The 19,519-nt window shown below is 41.9% G+C and carries 17 protein-coding genes and 1 tRNA gene; 17 read left to right on the forward strand and 1 reads right to left on the reverse strand.

The genetic code is table 11. The annotated features are described in order from the left end of the window. Positions 1-496, forward strand: a 496-nt coding sequence (locus OU792_RS11565) for a hypothetical protein (protein ID WP_274670248.1), incomplete at its 5' end; no start/stop codon positions are given. Between the two features lie 298 nt (positions 497-794). Next, positions 795-2,555 (forward strand): 30S ribosomal protein S1, encoded by a 1,761-nt coding sequence (rpsA, locus tag OU792_RS11570; RefSeq protein WP_026947005.1) that lies wholly within the window; start codon positions 795-797, stop codon positions 2,553-2,555. Between the two features lie 295 nt (positions 2,556-2,850). On the opposite strand, the gene OU792_RS11575 is transcribed toward rpsA, so the two are convergent. Beyond that, positions 2,851-2,921, reverse strand: a tRNA-Cys gene (locus OU792_RS11575). 425 nt (positions 2,922-3,346) lie between these two features. On the opposite strand from OU792_RS11575, the gene OU792_RS11580 reads away from it, so the two are divergent. The 15 genes from OU792_RS11580 to OU792_RS11650 all read left to right on the forward strand — a co-directional run bounded on the left by OU792_RS11580 (position 3,347) and on the right by OU792_RS11650 (position 19,514). Then, positions 3,347-4,615, forward strand: a complete 1,269-nt coding sequence (locus tag OU792_RS11580) for a c-type cytochrome (protein ID WP_134199828.1) — start codon at positions 3,347-3,349, stop codon at positions 4,613-4,615. A gap of 31 nt (positions 4,616-4,646) precedes the next feature. Continuing rightward, positions 4,647-7,730, forward strand: a complete 3,084-nt coding sequence (locus OU792_RS11585) for a TAT-variant-translocated molybdopterin oxidoreductase (RefSeq protein WP_274670249.1) — start codon at positions 4,647-4,649, stop codon at positions 7,728-7,730. A gap of 17 nt (positions 7,731-7,747) precedes the next feature. Beyond that, on the forward strand, positions 7,748-9,112 hold the full coding sequence (nrfD, locus tag OU792_RS11590) for an NrfD/PsrC family molybdoenzyme membrane anchor subunit (RefSeq protein WP_024283465.1): 1,365 nt from the start codon (positions 7,748-7,750) through the stop codon (positions 9,110-9,112). 1 nt (position 9,113) lies between these two features. Further along, entirely contained in the window at positions 9,114-9,647 is a 534-nt protein-coding gene (locus tag OU792_RS11595) for a DUF3341 domain-containing protein (RefSeq protein ID WP_026947002.1), read from the forward strand. 11 nt (positions 9,648-9,658) lie between these two features. Next, entirely contained in the window at positions 9,659-10,285 is a 627-nt protein-coding gene (locus OU792_RS11600) for a c-type cytochrome (protein WP_274670250.1), read from the forward strand. A 2-nt stretch (positions 10,286-10,287) separates the two neighbouring features. Beyond that, positions 10,288-11,583 carry a hypothetical protein gene (locus OU792_RS11605; protein WP_026947000.1) on the forward strand — a complete coding sequence of 432 codons (1,296 nt, stop codon included), beginning with the start codon at positions 10,288-10,290 and terminating at the stop codon, positions 11,581-11,583. A gap of 23 nt (positions 11,584-11,606) precedes the next feature. Beyond that, positions 11,607-12,626: a cytochrome c oxidase subunit II gene (locus OU792_RS11610; protein WP_026946999.1), complete on the forward strand. Its 1,020-nt coding sequence runs from the start codon at positions 11,607-11,609 to the stop codon at positions 12,624-12,626. A gap of 24 nt (positions 12,627-12,650) precedes the next feature. Next, on the forward strand, positions 12,651-14,537 hold the full coding sequence (locus tag OU792_RS11615; protein WP_026946998.1) for a cytochrome c oxidase subunit I: 1,887 nt from the start codon (positions 12,651-12,653) through the stop codon (positions 14,535-14,537). After that, on the forward strand, positions 14,518-15,600 hold the full coding sequence (locus tag OU792_RS11620) for a COX15/CtaA family protein (protein ID WP_274670251.1): 1,083 nt from the start codon (positions 14,518-14,520) through the stop codon (positions 15,598-15,600). The genes OU792_RS11615 and OU792_RS11620 overlap by 20 nt, the downstream gene beginning before the upstream one ends. After that, positions 15,597-16,502 carry a heme o synthase gene (cyoE, locus tag OU792_RS11625; RefSeq protein ID WP_274670252.1) on the forward strand — a complete coding sequence of 302 codons (906 nt, stop codon included), beginning with the start codon at positions 15,597-15,599 and terminating at the stop codon, positions 16,500-16,502. The genes OU792_RS11620 and cyoE overlap by 4 nt, the downstream gene beginning before the upstream one ends. A 1-nt stretch (position 16,503) precedes the next feature. Then, entirely contained in the window at positions 16,504-17,085 is a 582-nt protein-coding gene (locus OU792_RS11630) for a cytochrome c oxidase subunit 3 (protein ID WP_026946995.1), read from the forward strand. Between the two features lie 25 nt (positions 17,086-17,110). Next, positions 17,111-17,887 carry a cytochrome c oxidase subunit 3 gene (locus tag OU792_RS11635; RefSeq protein WP_026946994.1) on the forward strand — a complete coding sequence of 259 codons (777 nt, stop codon included), beginning with the start codon at positions 17,111-17,113 and terminating at the stop codon, positions 17,885-17,887. An 18-nt stretch (positions 17,888-17,905) separates the two neighbouring features. Next, on the forward strand, positions 17,906-18,235 hold the full coding sequence (locus OU792_RS11640; RefSeq protein ID WP_026946993.1) for a cytochrome C oxidase subunit IV family protein: 330 nt from the start codon (positions 17,906-17,908) through the stop codon (positions 18,233-18,235). 72 nt (positions 18,236-18,307) lie between these two features. Next, positions 18,308-18,976 carry an SCO family protein gene (locus tag OU792_RS11645; RefSeq protein ID WP_274670253.1) on the forward strand — a complete coding sequence of 223 codons (669 nt, stop codon included), beginning with the start codon at positions 18,308-18,310 and terminating at the stop codon, positions 18,974-18,976. Further along, entirely contained in the window at positions 18,963-19,514 is a 552-nt protein-coding gene (locus tag OU792_RS11650) for a DUF420 domain-containing protein (RefSeq protein WP_134199835.1), read from the forward strand. Before OU792_RS11645 ends, OU792_RS11650 begins: the two co-directional genes overlap by 14 nt. Positions 19,515-19,519 lie beyond the last annotated feature (5 nt).

A 19,519-nucleotide genomic window follows, 5' to 3' on the forward strand; every position in this document is an offset into this window, starting at 1 on the left:
ATTGAATGGAATCAAGGGAGGGACAAAGTCTTTGGGAGGGCAAACACTCAATCCCCAGCTGATTGCTAGTATTGGAAAGGACTTATATTTTGGAGATAGCAAATGGGGAACGTATGTCTCGGCAGGAATCTCTACTACTAGACTCTCTATCGACGGTGAACGAGTTTATTCCTTAATTAGTGAGGAGGGAATTCGTTTTCAAGGAGTGATGATACGTGAAGATCAGAGTACAGTCAGTGAGCTATTAGCGCATGATATGCGCGTATTTCAAACGAGAAAAGATGCAATTTGGCACATCCGTCCTGAGGTTGGTGTTTTCAGGATATTGGGGAAGAACAGAATTTATGCATCTTTTACCTATGGATTGGCGCTAGGCGAGGGTTTATATTCAGTTAGTTATAGCTCTATATCCTTCAAAGGAGAACGCTACTCTGAGTATCATGATGCTACAGGATCATTTTTTGCTGCACAGTTAGGTTATCAGATTAATTTTTGATTGTCAATCAATAAGTGATTTTAGCTCTTTGCTTGAAGGTCTCGCGGTTGCGGGACTTTTTTTGGGTGTTCAAGTTTAGAGGGAATGAGAAAAATTTGCAACTGATGCAGAGTACTTCTGCAAAGACACGTAATCATTTTAATATTTCCCTGATTTGAAATAAAAGAAAATCAGTACCTTTGCAGTCCGTTCGGGTGAGCGGGGTGCTTTGGAATAGTCTAAAGCATTGATCTTCAAACAAAAAACCGCCACTTCATGATCCGGAAGTGGTCCGGAATTACAAGGATCAAACACTATTATGTCAAACAATTCAGATTTTAACTGGGAAAACTTCGAGACCAAAGGATTCGGAGAAGGGTACTCCAAAGAGCAGCGTGAGCAAATGGCCGCGATGTATGAGGGTACATTGAACGAGATCACTGAGAAAGAAGTGATCAAAGGAACTGTAGTTGGTGTGAACGACAAGGACGTGATCATCAACATTGGTTTCAAATCCGATGGCTTGGTTCCATTGAACGAATTCCGTGACTTGGAATCCATCAAGCCAGGTGACGAAGTAGAAGTATTCATCGAAGAGCAGGAGAATGCTTTGGGTCAGTTGATCCTTTCCCGTAAAAAAGCCAAGATCGTCAAGGCTTGGCAGGACATCGAGAGCGCATTCGAAAATGACAGCGTGATCGAAGGTCTAGTAAAGCGTAGAACCAAAGGTGGTTTGATCGTAGATATCTACGGTGTAGAAGCCTTTTTGCCAGGTTCTCAGATTGACGTGAAGCCTATCAGAGATTTCGATATCTATGTAGGTAAGAAAATGGAAGTGAAAGTGGTGAAAATCAACCACGCTAACGATAACGTAGTCGTTTCTCACAAAGTCTTGATCGAGAAAGATCTCGAGAAGCAAAAAGCAGAAATCCTCAACAACCTAGAGAAAGGTCAAGTGTTGGAAGGTGTGATCAAGAACATGACCAATTTCGGTGTATTCATCGATTTGGGTGGTGTAGATGGTCTACTTCATATCACAGACATCTCTTGGGGACGTATCAATCATCCAGAAGAAGTATTGCAGCTTGATCAGAAAGTACAGATCGTTGTATTGGACTTCGATGATGACAAGAAGCGTATTTCACTAGGTATGAAGCAATTGACTTCTCATCCTTGGGATTCTTTGGCAGGTAGCCTAGAGGTTGGTTCCAAAGTACAAGGTAAAATCGTCAATGTAGCTGATTACGGTGCGTTCTTGGAGTTGGCTCCTGGAGTTGAAGGTTTGATCCACGTTTCTGAAATGAGCTGGTCTCAGCACTTGAGAAACCCAGCTGACTTCGTGAAAGTAGGAGACGAAATCGAAGCAGTTGTATTGACTTTGGACAAGGATGAAAGAAAGATGTCTTTGGGTATTAAGCAATTGACCGAAGATCCTTGGACTAAGGAAGATATGTCTACCAAATATGCGGTAGGTACCAAGCACAAAGGTGTGGTTCGTAACTTGACCAATTTCGGTCTTTTCCTAGAAATGGAAGAGGGAATCGACGGTTTGGTTCACGTATCTGACCTTTCTTGGACTAAGAAAATCAAACACCCATCTGAGTTTGTGAAAGTTGGTGATGAGCTTGATGTAGCTGTATTGGAGCTTGATGTAGAAAACAGAAGATTGGCCTTGGGTCATAAGCAGCTTGAAGAGAACCCATGGGATACTTTCGAGAATGTATTCCCAATCGGTTCTGATCACAAGTGTACTGTTGTTTCTAAGAATGACAAAGGTGCAGTATTGGAGCTTCCGTACGGACTAGAAGGTTTCGCTACTTCCAAAAACTTGGAGAAAGAAGACGGATCTCAAGTTGAGGTTGGAGAGTCTTTGGATTTCAAAGTGATGGAATTCTCTAAGGATGACAAGCGAATTGTCCTTTCTCACACAGCTACTTTCCGTGAAGACGTGAAGCCTGCTCCTGCTAAGAAGGCTCCTAAGAAGAAAGAAACTTCTTCCTCTGAGCCAGCTGAAAAGTCTACCCTAGGTGATTTGGATGCTTTGGCAGAGTTGAAAGAGAAAATGGAAGGCAAGAAATAAGAAGCTAGATTTTAGAATCTAGAAGAAATATCTTCAAATAATTGAAAACGCCGGCTGAAAAGTCGGCGTTTTTTTTGGTTCGAAATTTTTCTGATCCTTAGCTTTGAATACGACTTGTTTGGTGGTGCTTATGGTATATCAGTCAGAAGATTGCCTTAGCGTGAGGTTGTGACTGGACCTGCCCTTGGCAGGCCTGCCTTCCTTCGGTAGGCAAGTTCTAATCGCTGTACAAGGTTTTGATAGGAAGAGATAATAGAAATAAAAAAAGCACCCTTAATAGGATGCTTTTTTGTTGAGGTCGCGAGCGGATTCGAACCGCTGTACAAGGTTTTGCAGACCTCTGCCTAGCCACTCGGCCACGCGACCAATCTGATTTTACTGAAAACAATTTGCAGTAATGAAATAGTTTCAGAGCTTTTAACTCTCGAAAGCAAATCGTAATCGGTGGGCAAAGGTAGCTATATTTGGCTTGTAAGCCAAAATCGATCCTCGAATTTTCATGACTTTTTTCGAAGTCCATAAGCAGGATTTATTCAATTTGAATACAGGATTTATAGCAGATATAATAGGTGAAATTTGGTAGGGGTAAATTGTATTTATTTATAAAGATTCTAAATTAAAACCTTTAGGAATTAACTGTGGTAAGTAATTGTAAATCAATTGACTATATTCATAAATCATCGAGTTTGAGCTTGATTGTTTAAATATTGTCCGTATTTGAAAAATAAACCCCGGATACTACCTTTGCAGGGGTTATTGAAGACCGAATAAACTATTTAATTAGCTATAATATGTTATCCAAACGCTCGTTAGTAGGAGTTCCATTGAAATTCCACACACTGGCATTGCTGTTTTTCCTGTTCTTGGGCGGACAGGTTTTCGCCGCAGATCCGGCAGTAAGCGACAGTGAGGAAGCCATCTCGGCAGGTAAGTCTGTTTTTAACGCAAACTGTAAGACTTGTCATAAATTGGATCAAAAGGCTGTTGGGCCTGCCTTGAGAGGTATTACCGACAGAAGATCCATCGAGTGGGCTAAGAGTTTCATCAAGAACTCTCAGGCAGTAATCGCCTCAGGTGATGAGTATGCCAACAATCTCTATGCAGAGTACAACAATCTGATGATGCCATCTCATGAGTTTTTGTCTGATACAGATTTGGACAATCTCTTGGCATACATCGAATATGGAGACAAGGTAGACCCTGCTGCTGAAGCTGCTGCTGCCGCTGCCGCGGGTGGTGAAGCTGGTGCTGGAGGAGGAGGAGGAATCCCTACTCAATACCTCACCATTATCATTGTGGTTTTGGTCATTGTTCTGTTCCTGATCCTCGTAGTCTTGGGATTGATTATTTCAATCCTGACCAAATATGTCAATAAGCAGGATCTCGACGAGACAGATAAAGAATTTGTATCTCAGAAGTTTGAGTTTGGAAAAGTATTTAAGAGCGATGCTTTTATCATCATTGTAACTGCCTTGGTGGTGGCATTGGTTGCTAAAACTGCCATTGATGGGCTATATACAGTAGGTGTGCAGCAAGGTTATGCTCCTACTCAGCCTATAGCTTATTCTCATGCTCTGCATGCTGGTACTCTTGAGATCGAATGTCAGTATTGCCATACTGGGGTAGAGATTGGTAAATCCGCAAATATTCCATCTGCCAATATTTGTATGAACTGTCACATGCACGTACAGAACGTACAAGGCCAAGATGGTATTTCTCCAGAGATCCAAAAGATCTACGACGCAATTGATAACAATCAGCCAATTGAATGGGTGAGAATTCACAATCTTCCTGACTTGGCTTACTTCAATCACTCTCAGCACGTGAAAGTGGGAGGAATTGAGTGTCAAACTTGTCACGGTCCTATCCAGGAAATGGAAGTTGTCTATCAGTACTCATCTCTGACCATGGGATGGTGTATCGACTGCCACCGTCAGACCGAAATCAATGCGCAAGGAAACGAGTACTACGACAAATTGGTACAGCTTCACTCTGATTCAAAAGATGCCTTGAAAGTGAAGGACATCGGAGGTTTGGAATGTGCTAAGTGTCATTACTAAAAAAATCTGAAATCTATTCCTAGATCATAAAATGAAGGAAACTAAGAAAACATACTGGAAAGGACTGGAGCAACTCAGCAACGATCCGGAGTTTGTTAAGAATGCAGACAGGGAGTTCCCAGAGCTTCCATCCATGATTTCCGAAGACGGAAACGCATCCAGGAGAGACTTTCTGAAAATGATGGGCTTTAGCTTGGCAGCTGCTTCTTTGGCAGCGTGTGAGGCTCCTGTGCGAAAGGCGATCCCTTACGTCAACAAGCCTGTTGATATCAACCCATCCATCCCTAACTACTACGCATCTACCTTCTCTTCCGGTGGAGATTATGCATCGATCGTAGTGAAAACCCGAGAGGGTCGACCAATCAAGATCGATGGTAATAAGCTTTCACCTATTAATAATGGAAAAGTAAATGCCATCGTAGAAGCTTCAGTTCTTTCGCTTTACGATAAAGAGCGTTTGACTGGACCGTATTTGGCTGGTGAAAATACAGATTGGGCAAGTTTGGATGCAGAGGTGAAATCAAAAGTCGCTGCTGCTGGAAATGTAAAGATCGTTTCCAACACCGTACTTTCTCCTTCTACTCTGAAAGCATTGAACCTGTTCTCTGAATCAATAGGAGGTGCAGAGGTCATTATGTATGATCCACTTTCAAATTATGGAATTGCCAAGGCTTCAGAATCAATGTACGGCCAAGCGGTAGTTCCTTCTTATTCATTTGACAAAGCAAAGACCATCGTCTCCTTCGGAGCTGACTTCCTAGGAACTTGGATATCTCCGATCGAATTTGCTGGTCAGTATGCTAAGACTCGTAAAATCAGCAAAGAGCGTCCTGAGATGTCTCGTCATTACCAGTTTGAGTCCAATTTGTCTCTAACAGGTGCCAATGCAGACTATCGTTCACCAATCAAAGCTTCCCAAAGCGGATTGGCTGTTTTGGCTCTTTATAATATGCTTGCTCGAAAAGCTGGCGCTGCTACGGTATCTGCTCCTGCAGTTGAAGTAGCTAATTTGGAAAAAGCAGCTAATGACCTTTGGGCTTCCAGAGGTGCTTCTTTGGTTGTTTCAGGTTCTAACGATCCAAACGTTCAAACTGTCATCCACGCAATCAATGAATTGCTTGGAAACAATGGAGCTACAGTTGATTTTTCTACTCCTGTTAACTTTAGAAAAGGAGATGATGCTAAAATGAATCAGTTCATCACTGACCTCAATGCAGGTCGAGTAGGAGCTGTTATTTTCCATAACTGTAACCCGGTATATGATCATCCAAGAGGTGCAGAACTAGCGGAAGGTATTTCTAAGGCTCGTTTCTCTTTGGCGACAAACATGACCATGGATGAGACGGCTTCATTGGTGGGAGCGATTGCTCCGGATCATCATTTCCTAGAAGCTTGGAATGATTTCGAGCCAAAACCAGGTCATTATTCACTTTCTCAACCAACCATTTCTCCGCTGTTTGACACCCGTCAGGCGCAGGAGTCACTTTTGGTTTGGGCAGGAGAAACCACAAACTACTACGATTTCCTAAGAAATAACTGGGAAACAGGTCTCTACACACAAGTTGCGACTTTGGATTCATTCCAGACTTTCTGGGATAAATCACTTTACAACGGTGTATTGGCACTAGAGCGAGAGGGTATTCCATTTGCTCCTATTGGAGATGTCACTGAGGCTGCTACAGCAGTAGCTAGAACTTACAGTGCTGATAATTCCGGAGCAGAACTGATTGTATATCCTAAAGTAGCTATCGGAAATGGTACCTTTGCCAATAACCCTTGGCTTCAGGAAACTCCGGATCCGATCACCAAGGCTACTTGGGACAATTATTTGACAGTATCTCAAAAATGGGCTTCCGATAATGGAGTAACCATGATTGAAGAAAATACTCGCAAAGCTTCTGTAACTATCAACGGTAAAAAAATCACTGTTCCAATTTTGATCCAGCCAGGTCAAGCTGAAGGTACTTTTGGTTTGGCCCTTGGATACGGAAGAACAAAGGCAGGTAGGGTTGCAAATGGCGTAGGTGTGAATGCTTACGAATTGCTTGATGCTTCTGCTGGCTTTGTGAATTTTGATATTACTTCTGGAGTGACTGTAGAGGTAACTGGTGATTCTTATAAAATTGCAAGAACGCAGACACATCAGACTTTCATGGCACGTGAAAACGTGATTCAGGAAGCTACGCTTTCAGAATACAAGCAAGATGCTTCTGCAGGGCGATACAAGCCGGAAATCTACAAGGAAGGTGAATTCATCAAGCCATCTAAGATTTCCCTGTGGAAAGGGCATCAATATTCTCAGCATCACTGGGGATTAGCCATTGACATGAACTCCTGTATCGGCTGCTCGGCTTGTTCTGTAGCCTGTCAAGTAGAAAACAACGTCGCTGTAGTAGGTAAAGAAGAGGTCTTGAATCGTCGTGAGATGGCTTGGATCCGTATCGATAGATATTACTCTTCAGATGCTGCAGCAGATGATTTGTCAGGTTTGGAAAAAGCTTCTGAAAATCCAGAAGTTACCTTCCAGCCAATGATGTGTCAGCAGTGTAATAATGCACCTTGCGAGACTGTATGTCCAGTAGCTGCGACCACTCACTCTTCTGAAGGGTTGAACCAAATGACTTACAACCGTTGTATCGGTACGCGTTACTGTGCTAACAACTGTCCTTACAAGGTTCGTCGATTCAATTGGTTCAAATACCATGACAATACTCAATTCGCAGGAGTCAATGTAGCTCAAAACGATGATTTGGGTAAGATGGTATTGAATCCTGACGTGACTGTACGAGTTCGAGGTGTGATGGAGAAGTGCTCCATGTGCGTGCAGCGAATTCAAGCTGGTAAGCTGGAGGCTAAGCGTGAGAAGCGTAAAGTAAAAGACGGAGATATCAACGTGGCCTGTGCAACAGCATGTCCAACCGATGCTTTGGTATTCGGAGATATGAATGATCCGGAAAGCCGTGTATCCAAGCTCTTGAAGATAGAAGAAAACTCAACTTCTGCTCTGAAGGAAGTAAATGAAGAGCGGGCTTACCACGTATTGGAAGAGATCAACGTGAGTCCAAACGTTTGGTACTTTACCAAAATCAGAAATAAAGACAAAAACGAAGCGTAATCATAATTTTATAAACTATGCAGGTTACTTCATCCGTACGAGAGCCTTTAGTTACCGGCGGGAAAAGCTATCATGACGTCACCCATGATGTGTCACGTCAAGTAGAAGGAAAGCCGTCACTATCTTGGTTCCTTGCCTTTTTGACAGCAGCTGGTGTATTGGGACTTGGTTCCATCGCATTGATTGCTACCCTTTGGGAAGGAATTGGAATGTGGGGACTCAACAAGACCATTGGTTGGGCTTGGGACATCACCAACTTCGTGTGGTGGGTTGGTATCGGTCACGCCGGTACTTTGATCTCAGCCGTACTTTTGCTATTCAGACAAAAGTGGAGAACATCCATTAACCGAGCTGCAGAGGCGATGACTATCTTCGCTGTAATCTGTGCGGCGATGTTCCCGGTTATTCACATGGGTCGTCCTTGGTTAGGAGCTTATTGGGCACTTCCTCTTCCCAACACCTTTGGTTCGCTTTGGGTTAACTTCAACTCACCGCTCCTTTGGGACGTATTTGCGATTTCGACTTATTTCTCCGTATCGCTTGTTTTCTGGTACATCGGTTTGATCCCAGATTTTGCAACGATCCGTGACCGAGCTACTGGCTTGAGAAAAACTATCTACGGTGCCTTGTCCTTTGGATGGGATGGAGCAGCAAAAACTTGGATGCGTTATGAATCCGTTTCCTTGATTTTGGCAGGTTTGGCTACACCGCTTGTACTTTCTGTACACACGATCGTATCCTTTGACTTTGCGACTTCCGTGATTCCAGGTTGGCACACGACGATCTTCCCTCCATACTTTGTGGCAGGTGCGATCTTCTCTGGATTTGCTATGGTATTGACCCTGATGATTATCACCAGAAAAGTATTTAAACTGGAAGATTACATTACTATGGGCCATATCGAATTGATGAATATCGTGATCATCATCACCGGTTCGATTGTAGGTATAGCTTACATTACAGAATTCTTCATCGCTTGGTATTCAGGAGTGGCAGCAGAACAGTATGCATTTATCAACCGTGCAACAGGACCTTATTGGTGGGCTTACTGGTCTATGATGACTTGTAATGTGATTTCACCACAGTTGTTCTGGTTCAAGAAAATCCGGACTTCTATCGTGGCTACATTTATCCTATCACTTGTAGTGAATATCGGGATGTGGTTTGAGCGATTTGTAATTATCGTGACTTCCTTGCACAGAGATTACTTGCCTTCTTCTTGGGCGATGTTCTACCCAACTTGGGCTGACATTGGAGTCTATCTATTTACCTTCGGACTGTTTTTCACCTTGTTCTTCTTGTTCGCTAAGTTTTTTCCTGTGATCAACATGGCTGAAGTAAAGTCTGTATTGAAATCATCATCCGAAAAAGCTGCTAAATAATATGGAAAGAGATACTCATTTTGTATTGGGCGTATATGAAGACGAAGACGTTCTTCTTGACGCAGTAAAACAAGTAAGATCCAGTGGTGTGAAAATCCATGAGGTGTATTCCCCTTATCCTGTTCACGGTCTGGAGCATGTACTTGGTTATAAGAGAAGTAGACTTCCTATCGCAGCTTTCCTTTTTGGAATGCTGGGTACTTCCCTTGCTTTGACGATGCAGTTTTACATGATGAAGTTTGACTGGCCAATGATCATTGGTGGTAAGGATTACGCAGCCTTCCCGGATTTCATTCCAGTTTCTTTTGAGATGACTGTATTACTTGCTGCTTTCGGAATGGTAGGAGTTTTTATGGTGAGTTCTAATTTGAAGCCTTGGGCACAACCGCGAATCTTCGATGTAAGAATCACCGATGATAAGCACGTAATGGCAATTGACATTGCGAACAATAGCGCTATGGATCAGGAAAAAATCAAAGAGATTTTGAAGTCTTCCGGTGCTACTGAAGTGAATAATAAAAGTTTTGACGAGTAATTCCCGATAAAATGACGATAAAGAACACACTAGGAATCTTGGGAATGGCAGTTGTAGGAGCTGTTTTTGCTGGCTGTAGTGCTGGTGAAGACAATCCTGGATTGGAATATGCTCCACAGATGTACCATTCTGTAGCCTACGAACCACTTACTCAGATCAAGGATGAAAGTCAAGGCTCTTGGCTCTCTAACAGAGAAGATGGTAAAGGGGAGTTTTTCAACAGTAACGTACACAATCCCAATGGGATGAACATGCGCGAGCCTGTCGAAGGTACAGTGCCTCGAAATAAATATGATATGCTTCCGTACAGATTGAAGACATTTGAATTGGAGGAAGCTGCTCTTATTGAAAATCCTTTGACTGTGGATGATGCTATTGTAAAAGAGGGAGAAACTCTTTACAACCAATACTGCTCATCTTGTCACGGAAAAGGAGGAGAAGGTGATGGAAAAGTAGGTGAAATCATCGGTGGTGTTGCTAACCTTAAAGGTGGAGCGTATATCAATTTGCCAGAAGGTCACATTTTCCATGTAATCACAAAAGGAAAAGGACGAATGGGAGCTCATGGTTCTCAGATCACTCCAGAAAATCGCTGGAAGATCGTTTCCTATGTTAAACAAGTAATTCAGAAGCAATAATCATGGCTCACGAAGTTCAAAATTTCAACCTTGATCAAAAATTTGATTTCACCCCAGGAATCAAAAAATCCATCATGACGGTCCTTTTGATAGGGGCTGCTTTGTTGGTTGTGGGAATTGTATTAGCTATGATGGGTGGTGGTCATGCAGAAGAAGGTGCAGAGGCTGGAGGACATGCATTCCATTGGTATCAGCGCTTGTATGCTAATATTTGGATCAATAATGTCTATTTCACAGGTATTGCCATTGTAGGTGTATTCTTCTTTGCTATTCAATATGCTGCTCAAGCAGGTTGGTCAGCACCAATCACTAGAGTAATGTTAGCGTTTGGAAATTGGTTACCAATCGCTGCAGTTTTGATGATTGTAACTTTCTTCGTAGCTGGTCATGATTTATTCCATTGGTGGCATGCAGAGTTGTTCGATAAGAACTCTGCAGAATATGATAAGATCATTGACGGAAAAGGCGCTTTCTTTTACTGGCCGATGGAAAAGGGCACATTCCCGATTTTCTACATTGTAAGAATGGTTGTGTTTTTTGGATTCTGGGTTTTCTTCTTCTCGAAATTCAAGAAAATAGCTGCTGCAGAAGATCAATTAGGTGGTACTTCGCATTGGTTTAAAATGAGAAGCTGGTCAGCTTACTTCTTAGTATTCTTTGCAGTTTCTTCTTCTATTTCAGCGTGGGATTGGGTGATGTCAATTGACACGCACTGGTTCTCTACGCTATTTGGATGGTACGTATTCTCTTCTTGGTTTGTAGCAGGTCTTTCTGCGATCACACTTGCAGTTATCTTCTTGAAAGGCAAAGGCTATCTTGAAATGGTGAATGAAAACCATGTTCATGACCTTGGAAAGTTTGTTTTTGGCTTCTCTATCTTCTGGACTTACTTGTGGTTTTCACAGTTCCTTTTGATCTATTATGCCAACATACCTGAAGAAACAGTTTATTTTGTTGAGAGATTGACTTCTGACGTGTATGGAGGGTTCATTTTCGTAAACATAGCGATGAACTTTGTCCTGCCTTTCTTAGTTTTAATGACAAGAGATGCAAAAAGACACGGAGTATTCTTAAAACTTGTTTGTACGCTTCTAATCGTAGGTCACTGGGTGGATTTCTTCTTGATGGTTCAGCCAGGTACCCTAGGTCATAATGGAGGTGTAGGATTGATGGAAGTAGGAATGTTCCTTGTTTATGGCTCAGCGGTGGCGTTGGTTGTGCTTGGAGGCTTAGCTAAAGGAAATCTAATCCCTAAAAATCACCCGATGCTTGAAGAAAGCTATCAACATCACATTTAAATCAAACCCGAAAAAGTAAAAATATGTACGGATTTCTAATTGCAGTAGGGGTTGTTCTCCTTTTATCAATTGTTTGGATGGTATACCGAATCCAGACATTGGTATCTGTTGTAAAAGGTTCTGACAAGAAAATCGCATCCGGAAGTAATAAGGTTAATGCCTTCTTGTTCTTGGTGTTTTTGGTGGCTGTTGGAGGATTGATGTTTTGGTATTCAATCAAGGAGTTTGATAATTACCAACTTCCAATTGCCTCTGAGCATGGAGTGGTTACGGACCGTTTGTTCTGGATCACGATGGCAGTGACAGGAGTGATATTCATTATTACTCACATTTTGCTCTTCGTTTTCCCATACAAATACCAATACAAAGAAGATCGTAAGGCATCCTTTTATCCAGAAAACAATAAACTTGAGGTTATTTGGACTACTGTTCCCGCTTTAGTCTTGACTGTTCTGGTTATTACTGGTTGGATGGCATGGTCAGATATTACAGCTCCTGCTCCTGAGAATGCTCATGTTGTCGAATTGATGGGTTATCAATTTGCTTGGGATATTCGATATCCTGGTCAGGATAAAGTATTGGGAGACAATGATTATCGATTGACATCTGCAATCAACCCTATGGGAATTGATTTCACAGATCAAAAGTCTGTGGACGACTTTCCTTCTCCAAAAGTAGTAATTCCAAAAGGCGAACCGGTATTATTCAAAATCCGTGCACGTGATGTATTGCACTCTGTTTTTGCTCCGCACATGAGGTTGAAAATGGATGCAGTACCGGGAATGCCTACTCGATTCTGGTTTGTACCAAATAAAACTACTGCTGAAATGCGGGCAGAGTTGAAGAATCCGGATTTCAATTATGAGATTGCATGTACGGAAATTTGCGGTAGAGGTCACAATGCAATGAGAAGAGTGATCGAGGTGGTCGAGCCTGCTGAATATCAGAAATGGCTGACTGAGCAGAAGACTTTCCTTCAAATGAATCCTGCCTTGGCTGAAGGGATAGAAGTAGAAGTAAAAGAAGTGGCAGAAATTCAATAAGAAAACAACACAAAATAATTAATTATGGCTACAGCATCTGTTGCGACACATGACACCGCCCATGATCATCATGATCATGAGCATCATGATAATTTTGTGACCAAATATATTTTCAGTACCGATCATAAAATGATCGGAAAGCAATTCTTGATTACTGGTATATTCTGGGCACTTATAGGTGGTCTTTTGTCTGTACTATTCAGACTTCAGTTGGGTTTCCCTGATATGAATCTGGAGTGGTTGAGACCGCTGTTAGGAGGATGGATTACCGAAACAGGTCAATTGGATCAAACATTCTATCTGGCCCTAGTGACTATGCACGGTACGATCATGGTATTCTTCGTATTGACTGCAGGTCTTAGTGGTACTTTTTCCAATTTCTTGATTCCCTTGCAAATTGGAGCCCGTGACATGGCTTCAGGCTTTATGAATATGCTTTCATACTGGTTCTTCTTTGTATCCAGTGTGATCATGTTTATTTCCTTATTCATTAAAACCGGTCCTGCCGGCGGTGGTTGGGTAGTTTACCCACCATTATCTGCGCTTGAGCAGGCTATTCCTGGTTCAGGATTGGGAATGACCTTGTGGTTGGTTGCAATGACTTTCTTTATTGCTTCATCACTACTTGGAGGTATTAACTACATCACTACTGTCATTAACCTTAGAACAAAAGGTATGTCTTTCTCAAGACTTCCTTTGACGATTTGGGCTTTCTTCTTGACAGCTGTAATTGGATTGTTGTCTTTCCCTGTGTTGTTTGCGGCAGCTCTTCTGTTGGTTTTTGATAGAAGTTTTGGTACTTCTTTCTATTTGTCGGATATTTACATTGGGGGTGAAGCCCTTCCAAACACCGGTGGTAGCCCAGTATTGTATCAGCACTTGTTCTGGTTCCTTGGTCACCCTGAGGTTTACATCGTATTGCTTCCAGCATTGGGTATTACCTCTGAAGTAATCGCAACCAATTCCAGAAAACCAATTTTCGGATACAAGGCGATGATTATTTCCATGTTGGGTATTACAATCCTTTCATTTATCGTGTGGGCTCACCACATGTTTGTGTCAGGTATGAATCCATTCTTGGGATCGATCTTTATGTTCTTGACTTTGATCATTGCGATTCCTTCTGCGGTGAAGGTATTCAACTACCTCACTACGCTATGGAGAGGTAACTTGATCTTTACGCCTGCGATGCTTTTCTCTATCGGTCTAGTATCCTTCTTTATCTCAGGTGGTTTGACTGGTATTTTCTTAGGAAACTCAGCCATTGATATTCAGTTGCACGACACATATTTCGTAGTGGCTCACTTCCACTTGGTAATGGGTTCTGCTTCCTTCTTCGGTCTAGTGGCCGGTGTTTATCACTGGTTCCCTAAGATGTTTGGTAGAATGATGGATGCTCGTCTTGGATATGTTCACTTCTGGTTGACATTCGTAGGAGTTTATATGGTATTCTTCCCAATGCACTACATCGGTATTGCAGGTTTCCCAAGAAGATACTATTCATGGACTGGGTTTGAATTCTCAAACATGTATACTGATTTGAATATGTTCGTATCTGTAGCTGCAATTATCACTTTTGCTGCTCAGTTTATCTTCCTATTCAATTTCTTCTATTCTATGTATCGTGGAAGAAAAGCATCTTCCAACCCATGGAGATCTACTACTTTGGAGTGGACAACTCCAATTGTCCCTGGACATGGCAACTGGCCTGGAGAAATTCCAACTGTTTATCGTTGGCCATATGACTACTCCAAGCCTGGAGCAGAAGAAGACTTCATCCCTCAGACCGTTCCACTTTCCGCTACGCCTGAATCCAATCTGCCACATGAGCAGGAGCAAGTGAAGACTGAAATGGAAATTATTAAAGATGAATCTGAGGCTCTAGTCGCCAATGAAGCAAAAGAATCTTAAAAACTTAAACAGCTTTCGCCGAACCGGATTGGTGACGGTGATTGCTGTTTACTTTCTCATACTGGTTGGAGGCATTGTCCGGAGCACTGGCTCTGGAATGGGATGTCCCGATTGGCCAAAATGTTTTGGGAGCTTGGTTCCGCCTACCAGTGTGGATCAGCTCCCAAAAAATTATCAAGAGATTTATCTTGAAAAGAGGCTGGCTAAAAACGAAAGGTTTGTAGCTACACTTGACAAGCTTGGATTTGACAAAGCGGCTGAAAGAATCGCAAATGATAAGACAATCCTAATCGAGGAGGAGTTTAATGCTACCAAAACCTGGATCGAGTACATTAATCGATTGATTGGAGTAGTCATCGGATTTCTTATCATTCTTACGGTCTGGAAATCGTTAAAACTTTGGAAAATTGATCGGACGATTCCGATTTTATCCATTGTATCACTAGTATTGGTGTTATTTCAAGGATGGATAGGCTCTATTGTTGTCTCTACCAATCTCTTGGATTGGATGATCACCTTTCATATGATTCTGGCATTGCTTTTAGTGGTTTTGTTACTGTATATCAACCACAGGGCGTTTCTCGTAAAGTATGAGAATCATAAAGAGGATCAGGTTCCAAGTAAAGTCAAATGGTTGCTTGTCATTGGAACGGCCCTAATGGTGGTACAAATAGTATTTGGTACACAGGTGAGAGAGGAATTAGATCAAATTTCCTTTGCAATGGGAGGAATGATGCGAGATACTTGGATTGAACAGATAGGTATGACCTTCTTGATACATCGATCGTTTTCTCTAGTGCTTCTGGGAATTCATCTACTCTATTTCTTCTGGGCATTTAAGTATACCCGAAGGAAATCGCCTGTCAATAAATGGTCTCAAGCATTGTTGCTTGTGATCGTCATGGAAATAGCAACAGGTATTGGAATGGCTTATTTTGCCATCCCTGCTTTCTTGCAGCCTGTTCATTTATTATTGGGTTCTTTGATCATCGGAGTGCAATTCGTATTGCTATTCCAACTTAGAACCCAAGAAGATGTGAATCTTATTACAAATCCCTCATGAGGACCGTTGGTATTTCGGAGTTAAGCTTTATAGAAGGACTTTTAGTCCGCGTTAAAGCATATGCAGATTTAATCAAATTGAGGCTTTCCGCTTTGGTTACCTTTTCTGCTGTGTTTGGCTATATATTGGGTGATTCCGGTGTAAGCTTTGGATGGTCTGGCTTCATCGGATTAGCTTTAGGAGGTTTCTTAATCTCCGGAGCATCAGGAGCTGCTAATGAAATCATGGAAAGAGACTTGGATAAGCTCATGAAGCGAACCCAAAACCGACCTCTTCCCCTTCAATTGATTAGTCTAAGAGAAGCTTACTGGTTTACTGTAGCCGTAGCCATTCTTGGTATCTCTTTACTTTGGATCTTTACGAATCCATTGACGACTTGGCTTGGAATCCTTAGTATGGTTTTGTATGCTTTTGTTTATACTCCTTTGAAGAGAGTAGGACCAATTGCAGTATTTGTTGGAGCTATTCCTGGAGCAATGCCTCCTCTATTGGGATGGACTGCAGCGACTGGCACGATTGGCTACGAAGCATTGATCATTTTTGGAATTCAGTTTATATGGCAATTTCCACACTTTTGGGCTATTGCCTGGGTAAGTGATGAAGACTATAAGCGTGCAGGCTTCAAGCTACTTCCAAGTGGTGGTGGACAGGATTTGAATACCGCTATCCAAATTATGATTTACACCCTGTTTCTGCTTCCTTTAGGATTGTTGCCTTCCTATTTCGGATTGACAGGGCTAAACTCAGGTATCGTTGCTACTGTATGTGGAGTACTCTTTTTGGCACAAACTTTCTCCTTGATGCGTGATTGCTCTAGGAAGTCTGCCTTGAAAATTATGTTCGGTTCCTTTTTGTATTTGCCTATCGTGCAAATAGCTTACCTTCTTGATAAGATACCTTAAAATGGAAAAAGAACTAAAATATATTGATCTGGTAGAGCAACCCATCTCTATGCATCCCAAGAAGTTTGCCTTATGGCTCTTCATGGTGACTGTGGTGATGATCTTCGCTGCCTTGACAAGTGCTTATATAGTCCGTCAAGCAGAGGGAAATTGGCTTGATTACGATTTACCTCAAGTCTTCTGGTTTACTTCAGGCGTAGTAGTATTAAGTTCCCTGTTTCTTCATTGGGCTTATATCTCTGCTAAAAAAGACAACCTTTCTCAGCTTCGAATCGGAATGAGTATGGCTGTATTATTGGGAATTGTCTTTTTGGTGGGACAATGGTACAGTTGGGTTGCCTTGGTAGACCGGCAAGTATTCTTTGTGGGTAATCCATCGGGCTCATTTCTCTATGTTTTCACTGGATTGCACGCTGTTCACCTGATCAGCGGTGTGATATTTCTGATTATTGTATTAATTTCGTCCTTTAGATATAAGGTCCACTCGCAGGCCATGAACACTATGGAAATGGCCACCTCGTATTGGCATTTCCTTGGAGGCTTGTGGATCTATCTATTCATGTTTTTGCTATTGAATCATTAATTTACCTGGTACAAATAAATAATCTATGTCTGCGCATTCTACTGCTATTGGAGTAAGCCCAAAGAGGGGCACCTGGGGAGGAGGAAATGAACCTCTCAAGGCCAGTTATGGAAAACTCATGATGTGGTTTTTCCTACTCTCTGATATCTTCACCTTTGCTGCTTTTTTGATCAGCTACTTGGCTATTCGCGTCAGTTATCCTGCCTACGCAGGACCTGCCGAGACATTCGTTGGATCCAATGAATACTGGCCTATTCCCGAACTAGTATTTGAGGCTGTACCTTTCCTTCATGGATTTCATGCTCCTCTAGTATTCGTAGGTATCATGACCTTCATTTTGATCTCGAGTAGTGTAACCATGGTACTTGCTGTGGAAGCTGGACATCGAAATGATCGAAATGATGTGGTTAAATGGATGCTTTGGACCATGCTAGGTGGTATCACTTTCTTAGGTTGTCAAGCTTGGGAATGGTCTCATTTTATCCATGGTACGGACAGTGGTTCAGTGCTGACCTACATTGATTCTTTGAGTAGAGAAGTTACCGAGACGGTATTTGGAGCCAATCTTGTGGTCAACGAATATGGGCCTCCTGCATTTGCACAGTTGTTCTTCTTCATTACTGGATTCCATGGATTCCACGTGACCATAGGTGTGGTATTGCTGTTTTTAGCATTTTACCAGGCAGCTGTAGGTGTATATGACCGTAGAGGTCACTATGAGATGATCGAGAAGATTGGTTTATACTGGCACTTTGTAGACCTTGTTTGGGTATTTGTATTTACCTTATTCTACCTGATCTAAAGCTAAAAATATTCAATTATGGAAGTTCAAGACACTAAATCTACGCTACAAGTAGTTCCTAGAAATAACGAGAAGATCAAGAAAATCTGGAAAACCGCAGGTATTCTTCTCGCACTTACCGTTGCCGAATTTATCATGGCTTTTACGATGGACAGAGGCATCCTACTTTATGCACTCTTTATCATCCTGACGATCTGGAAGGCAAAATATATTATGATGGAATTCATGCACCTCGGTGATGAAGTGAAGCCATTATTCTATTCGATCATAGTTCCGCTTATTTTCCTGATATGGTTATTGATCGCCTTGGCCAAGGAAGGTTCGGATATCTTTATGATGCGTTGGTAGGATTTAAAATTTAAATAAAAAAAGTAGGTTGGGGTGTGACACTTCAACCTACTTTTTTGTTATGAAGCCACGATGAGAAGTTTACGAATTTTACAAGGTTTAGTATTGGTTTGTATTCTACTGATTCCTGTTTTGATTATTATGTTTCTCAGGAATTTTGGAGAAAACCAATACGATCTCCCGGTGTTTTATGAAAATGGTGTAAGCAACCCTTTCATGGAATGTCCGCCTAATGACAGTACCCAACATTATATTCCTGAGTTTACCTTCACCAACCAAGATGGTGAAGCGGTAGGACGAACTGAAATGGAAGGAAAAATTACCATCGTGGATTTTTTCTTTACTTCCTGTCCTAGTATCTGCCCCATTATGTCCAAAGAAATGGAGCGAGTGAATGATATGTTCAGGGATGAACCGGCCGTGCAAATCATGTCTATCAGTATTGATCCAACTTATGATACGCCTGAAGTTTTGAAGGAGTATGCCGATAAACATGGAGCCATCCGGGGTAAGTGGCATTTTCTTACTGGACCACCTGAAGAAACCTATCAGTTAGCGAAGTGTGGATTTGTACTGCCTACAGTCGATGGGATGGGAAATCCGGATGATTTTATCCACAGTGATAAGTTTGCCCTGATAGATGAACAGGGTAGAATTCGCGGTTACTATAGCGGGACAAACAGAGAGGACGTAGATTTGTTAATACTTGAGACAAAAGTGCTTTTACATGGAAAAAGTTAATTCATTACTAGAAAATGAATCCAAAGTAAAATCTTGGATCATCATCATTTCCATTCTGATTCCGGTGGTTGTAGCTATTCTGCTATTCATGCCCTCCAAAATTAATGTTGGTGCAGAATGGGTTTACTTCCTACCTCATTTAAATGCAGTGATTAATTCTGCAGCTAGTGTTGCACTCATTGTTGCTTTGATTTTCGTCAAGCAAAAGAAATACGCCTATCATGGTGCGACTATGTCCGTTGCGATGGCACTAGGCGCGATCTTCCTAGTTTCCTATGTGATCTACCATGGTTCTGCTGAGAGTACTTCTTTCGGTGGAGAGGGTTGGATTCGCTCAGTATATTACTTCTTGCTCATTACACACATTGTTTTTGCAGCTGTGGCACTTTTTCCAATTCTTTTCGCTTATTACTATGGGTATACAGATCAGCGGGCTAAACACCGGAAGGTTGTTAAATTTGCTTATCCGATTTGGCTTTATGTTTCTGTCACGGGGGTAATTGTTTATTTGATGATTTCTCCGTACTATATTCAGTAACTTAT

The sequence above is a fragment of the Algoriphagus sp. NF genome (assembly GCF_028823735.1).
Taxonomy (GTDB): domain Bacteria; phylum Bacteroidota; class Bacteroidia; order Cytophagales; family Cyclobacteriaceae; genus Algoriphagus; species Algoriphagus marincola.

What these genes read in the sequence shown, in the direction of transcription:
- OU792_RS11585 (WP_274670249.1), top strand. Translation starts at nt 4,647, where the DNA reads ATGAAGGAAACTAAGAAAACATACTGGAAAGGACTGGAGCAACTCAGC.
- OU792_RS11650 (WP_134199835.1), top strand. Translation starts at nt 18,963, where the DNA reads ATGGAAAAAGTTAATTCATTACTAGAAAATGAATCCAAAGTAAAATCT.
- rpsA (WP_026947005.1), top strand. Translation starts at nt 795, where the DNA reads ATGTCAAACAATTCAGATTTTAACTGGGAAAACTTCGAGACCAAAGGA.
- OU792_RS11640 (WP_026946993.1), top strand. Translation starts at nt 17,906, where the DNA reads ATGGAAGTTCAAGACACTAAATCTACGCTACAAGTAGTTCCTAGAAAT.
- OU792_RS11630 (WP_026946995.1), top strand. Translation starts at nt 16,504, where the DNA reads ATGGAAAAAGAACTAAAATATATTGATCTGGTAGAGCAACCCATCTCT.
- nrfD (WP_024283465.1), top strand. Translation starts at nt 7,748, where the DNA reads ATGCAGGTTACTTCATCCGTACGAGAGCCTTTAGTTACCGGCGGGAAA.
- OU792_RS11595 (WP_026947002.1), top strand. Translation starts at nt 9,114, where the DNA reads ATGGAAAGAGATACTCATTTTGTATTGGGCGTATATGAAGACGAAGAC.
- OU792_RS11580 (WP_134199828.1), top strand. Translation starts at nt 3,347, where the DNA reads ATGTTATCCAAACGCTCGTTAGTAGGAGTTCCATTGAAATTCCACACA.
- OU792_RS11645 (WP_274670253.1), top strand. Translation starts at nt 18,308, where the DNA reads ATGAGAAGTTTACGAATTTTACAAGGTTTAGTATTGGTTTGTATTCTA.
- OU792_RS11605 (WP_026947000.1), top strand. Translation starts at nt 10,288, where the DNA reads ATGGCTCACGAAGTTCAAAATTTCAACCTTGATCAAAAATTTGATTTC.
- cyoE (WP_274670252.1), top strand. Translation starts at nt 15,597, where the DNA reads ATGAGGACCGTTGGTATTTCGGAGTTAAGCTTTATAGAAGGACTTTTA.
- OU792_RS11600 (WP_274670250.1), top strand. Translation starts at nt 9,659, where the DNA reads ATGACGATAAAGAACACACTAGGAATCTTGGGAATGGCAGTTGTAGGA.
- OU792_RS11615 (WP_026946998.1), top strand. Translation starts at nt 12,651, where the DNA reads ATGGCTACAGCATCTGTTGCGACACATGACACCGCCCATGATCATCAT.
- OU792_RS11610 (WP_026946999.1), top strand. Translation starts at nt 11,607, where the DNA reads ATGTACGGATTTCTAATTGCAGTAGGGGTTGTTCTCCTTTTATCAATT.
- OU792_RS11635 (WP_026946994.1), top strand. Translation starts at nt 17,111, where the DNA reads ATGTCTGCGCATTCTACTGCTATTGGAGTAAGCCCAAAGAGGGGCACC.
- OU792_RS11620 (WP_274670251.1), top strand. Translation starts at nt 14,518, where the DNA reads ATGAAGCAAAAGAATCTTAAAAACTTAAACAGCTTTCGCCGAACCGGA.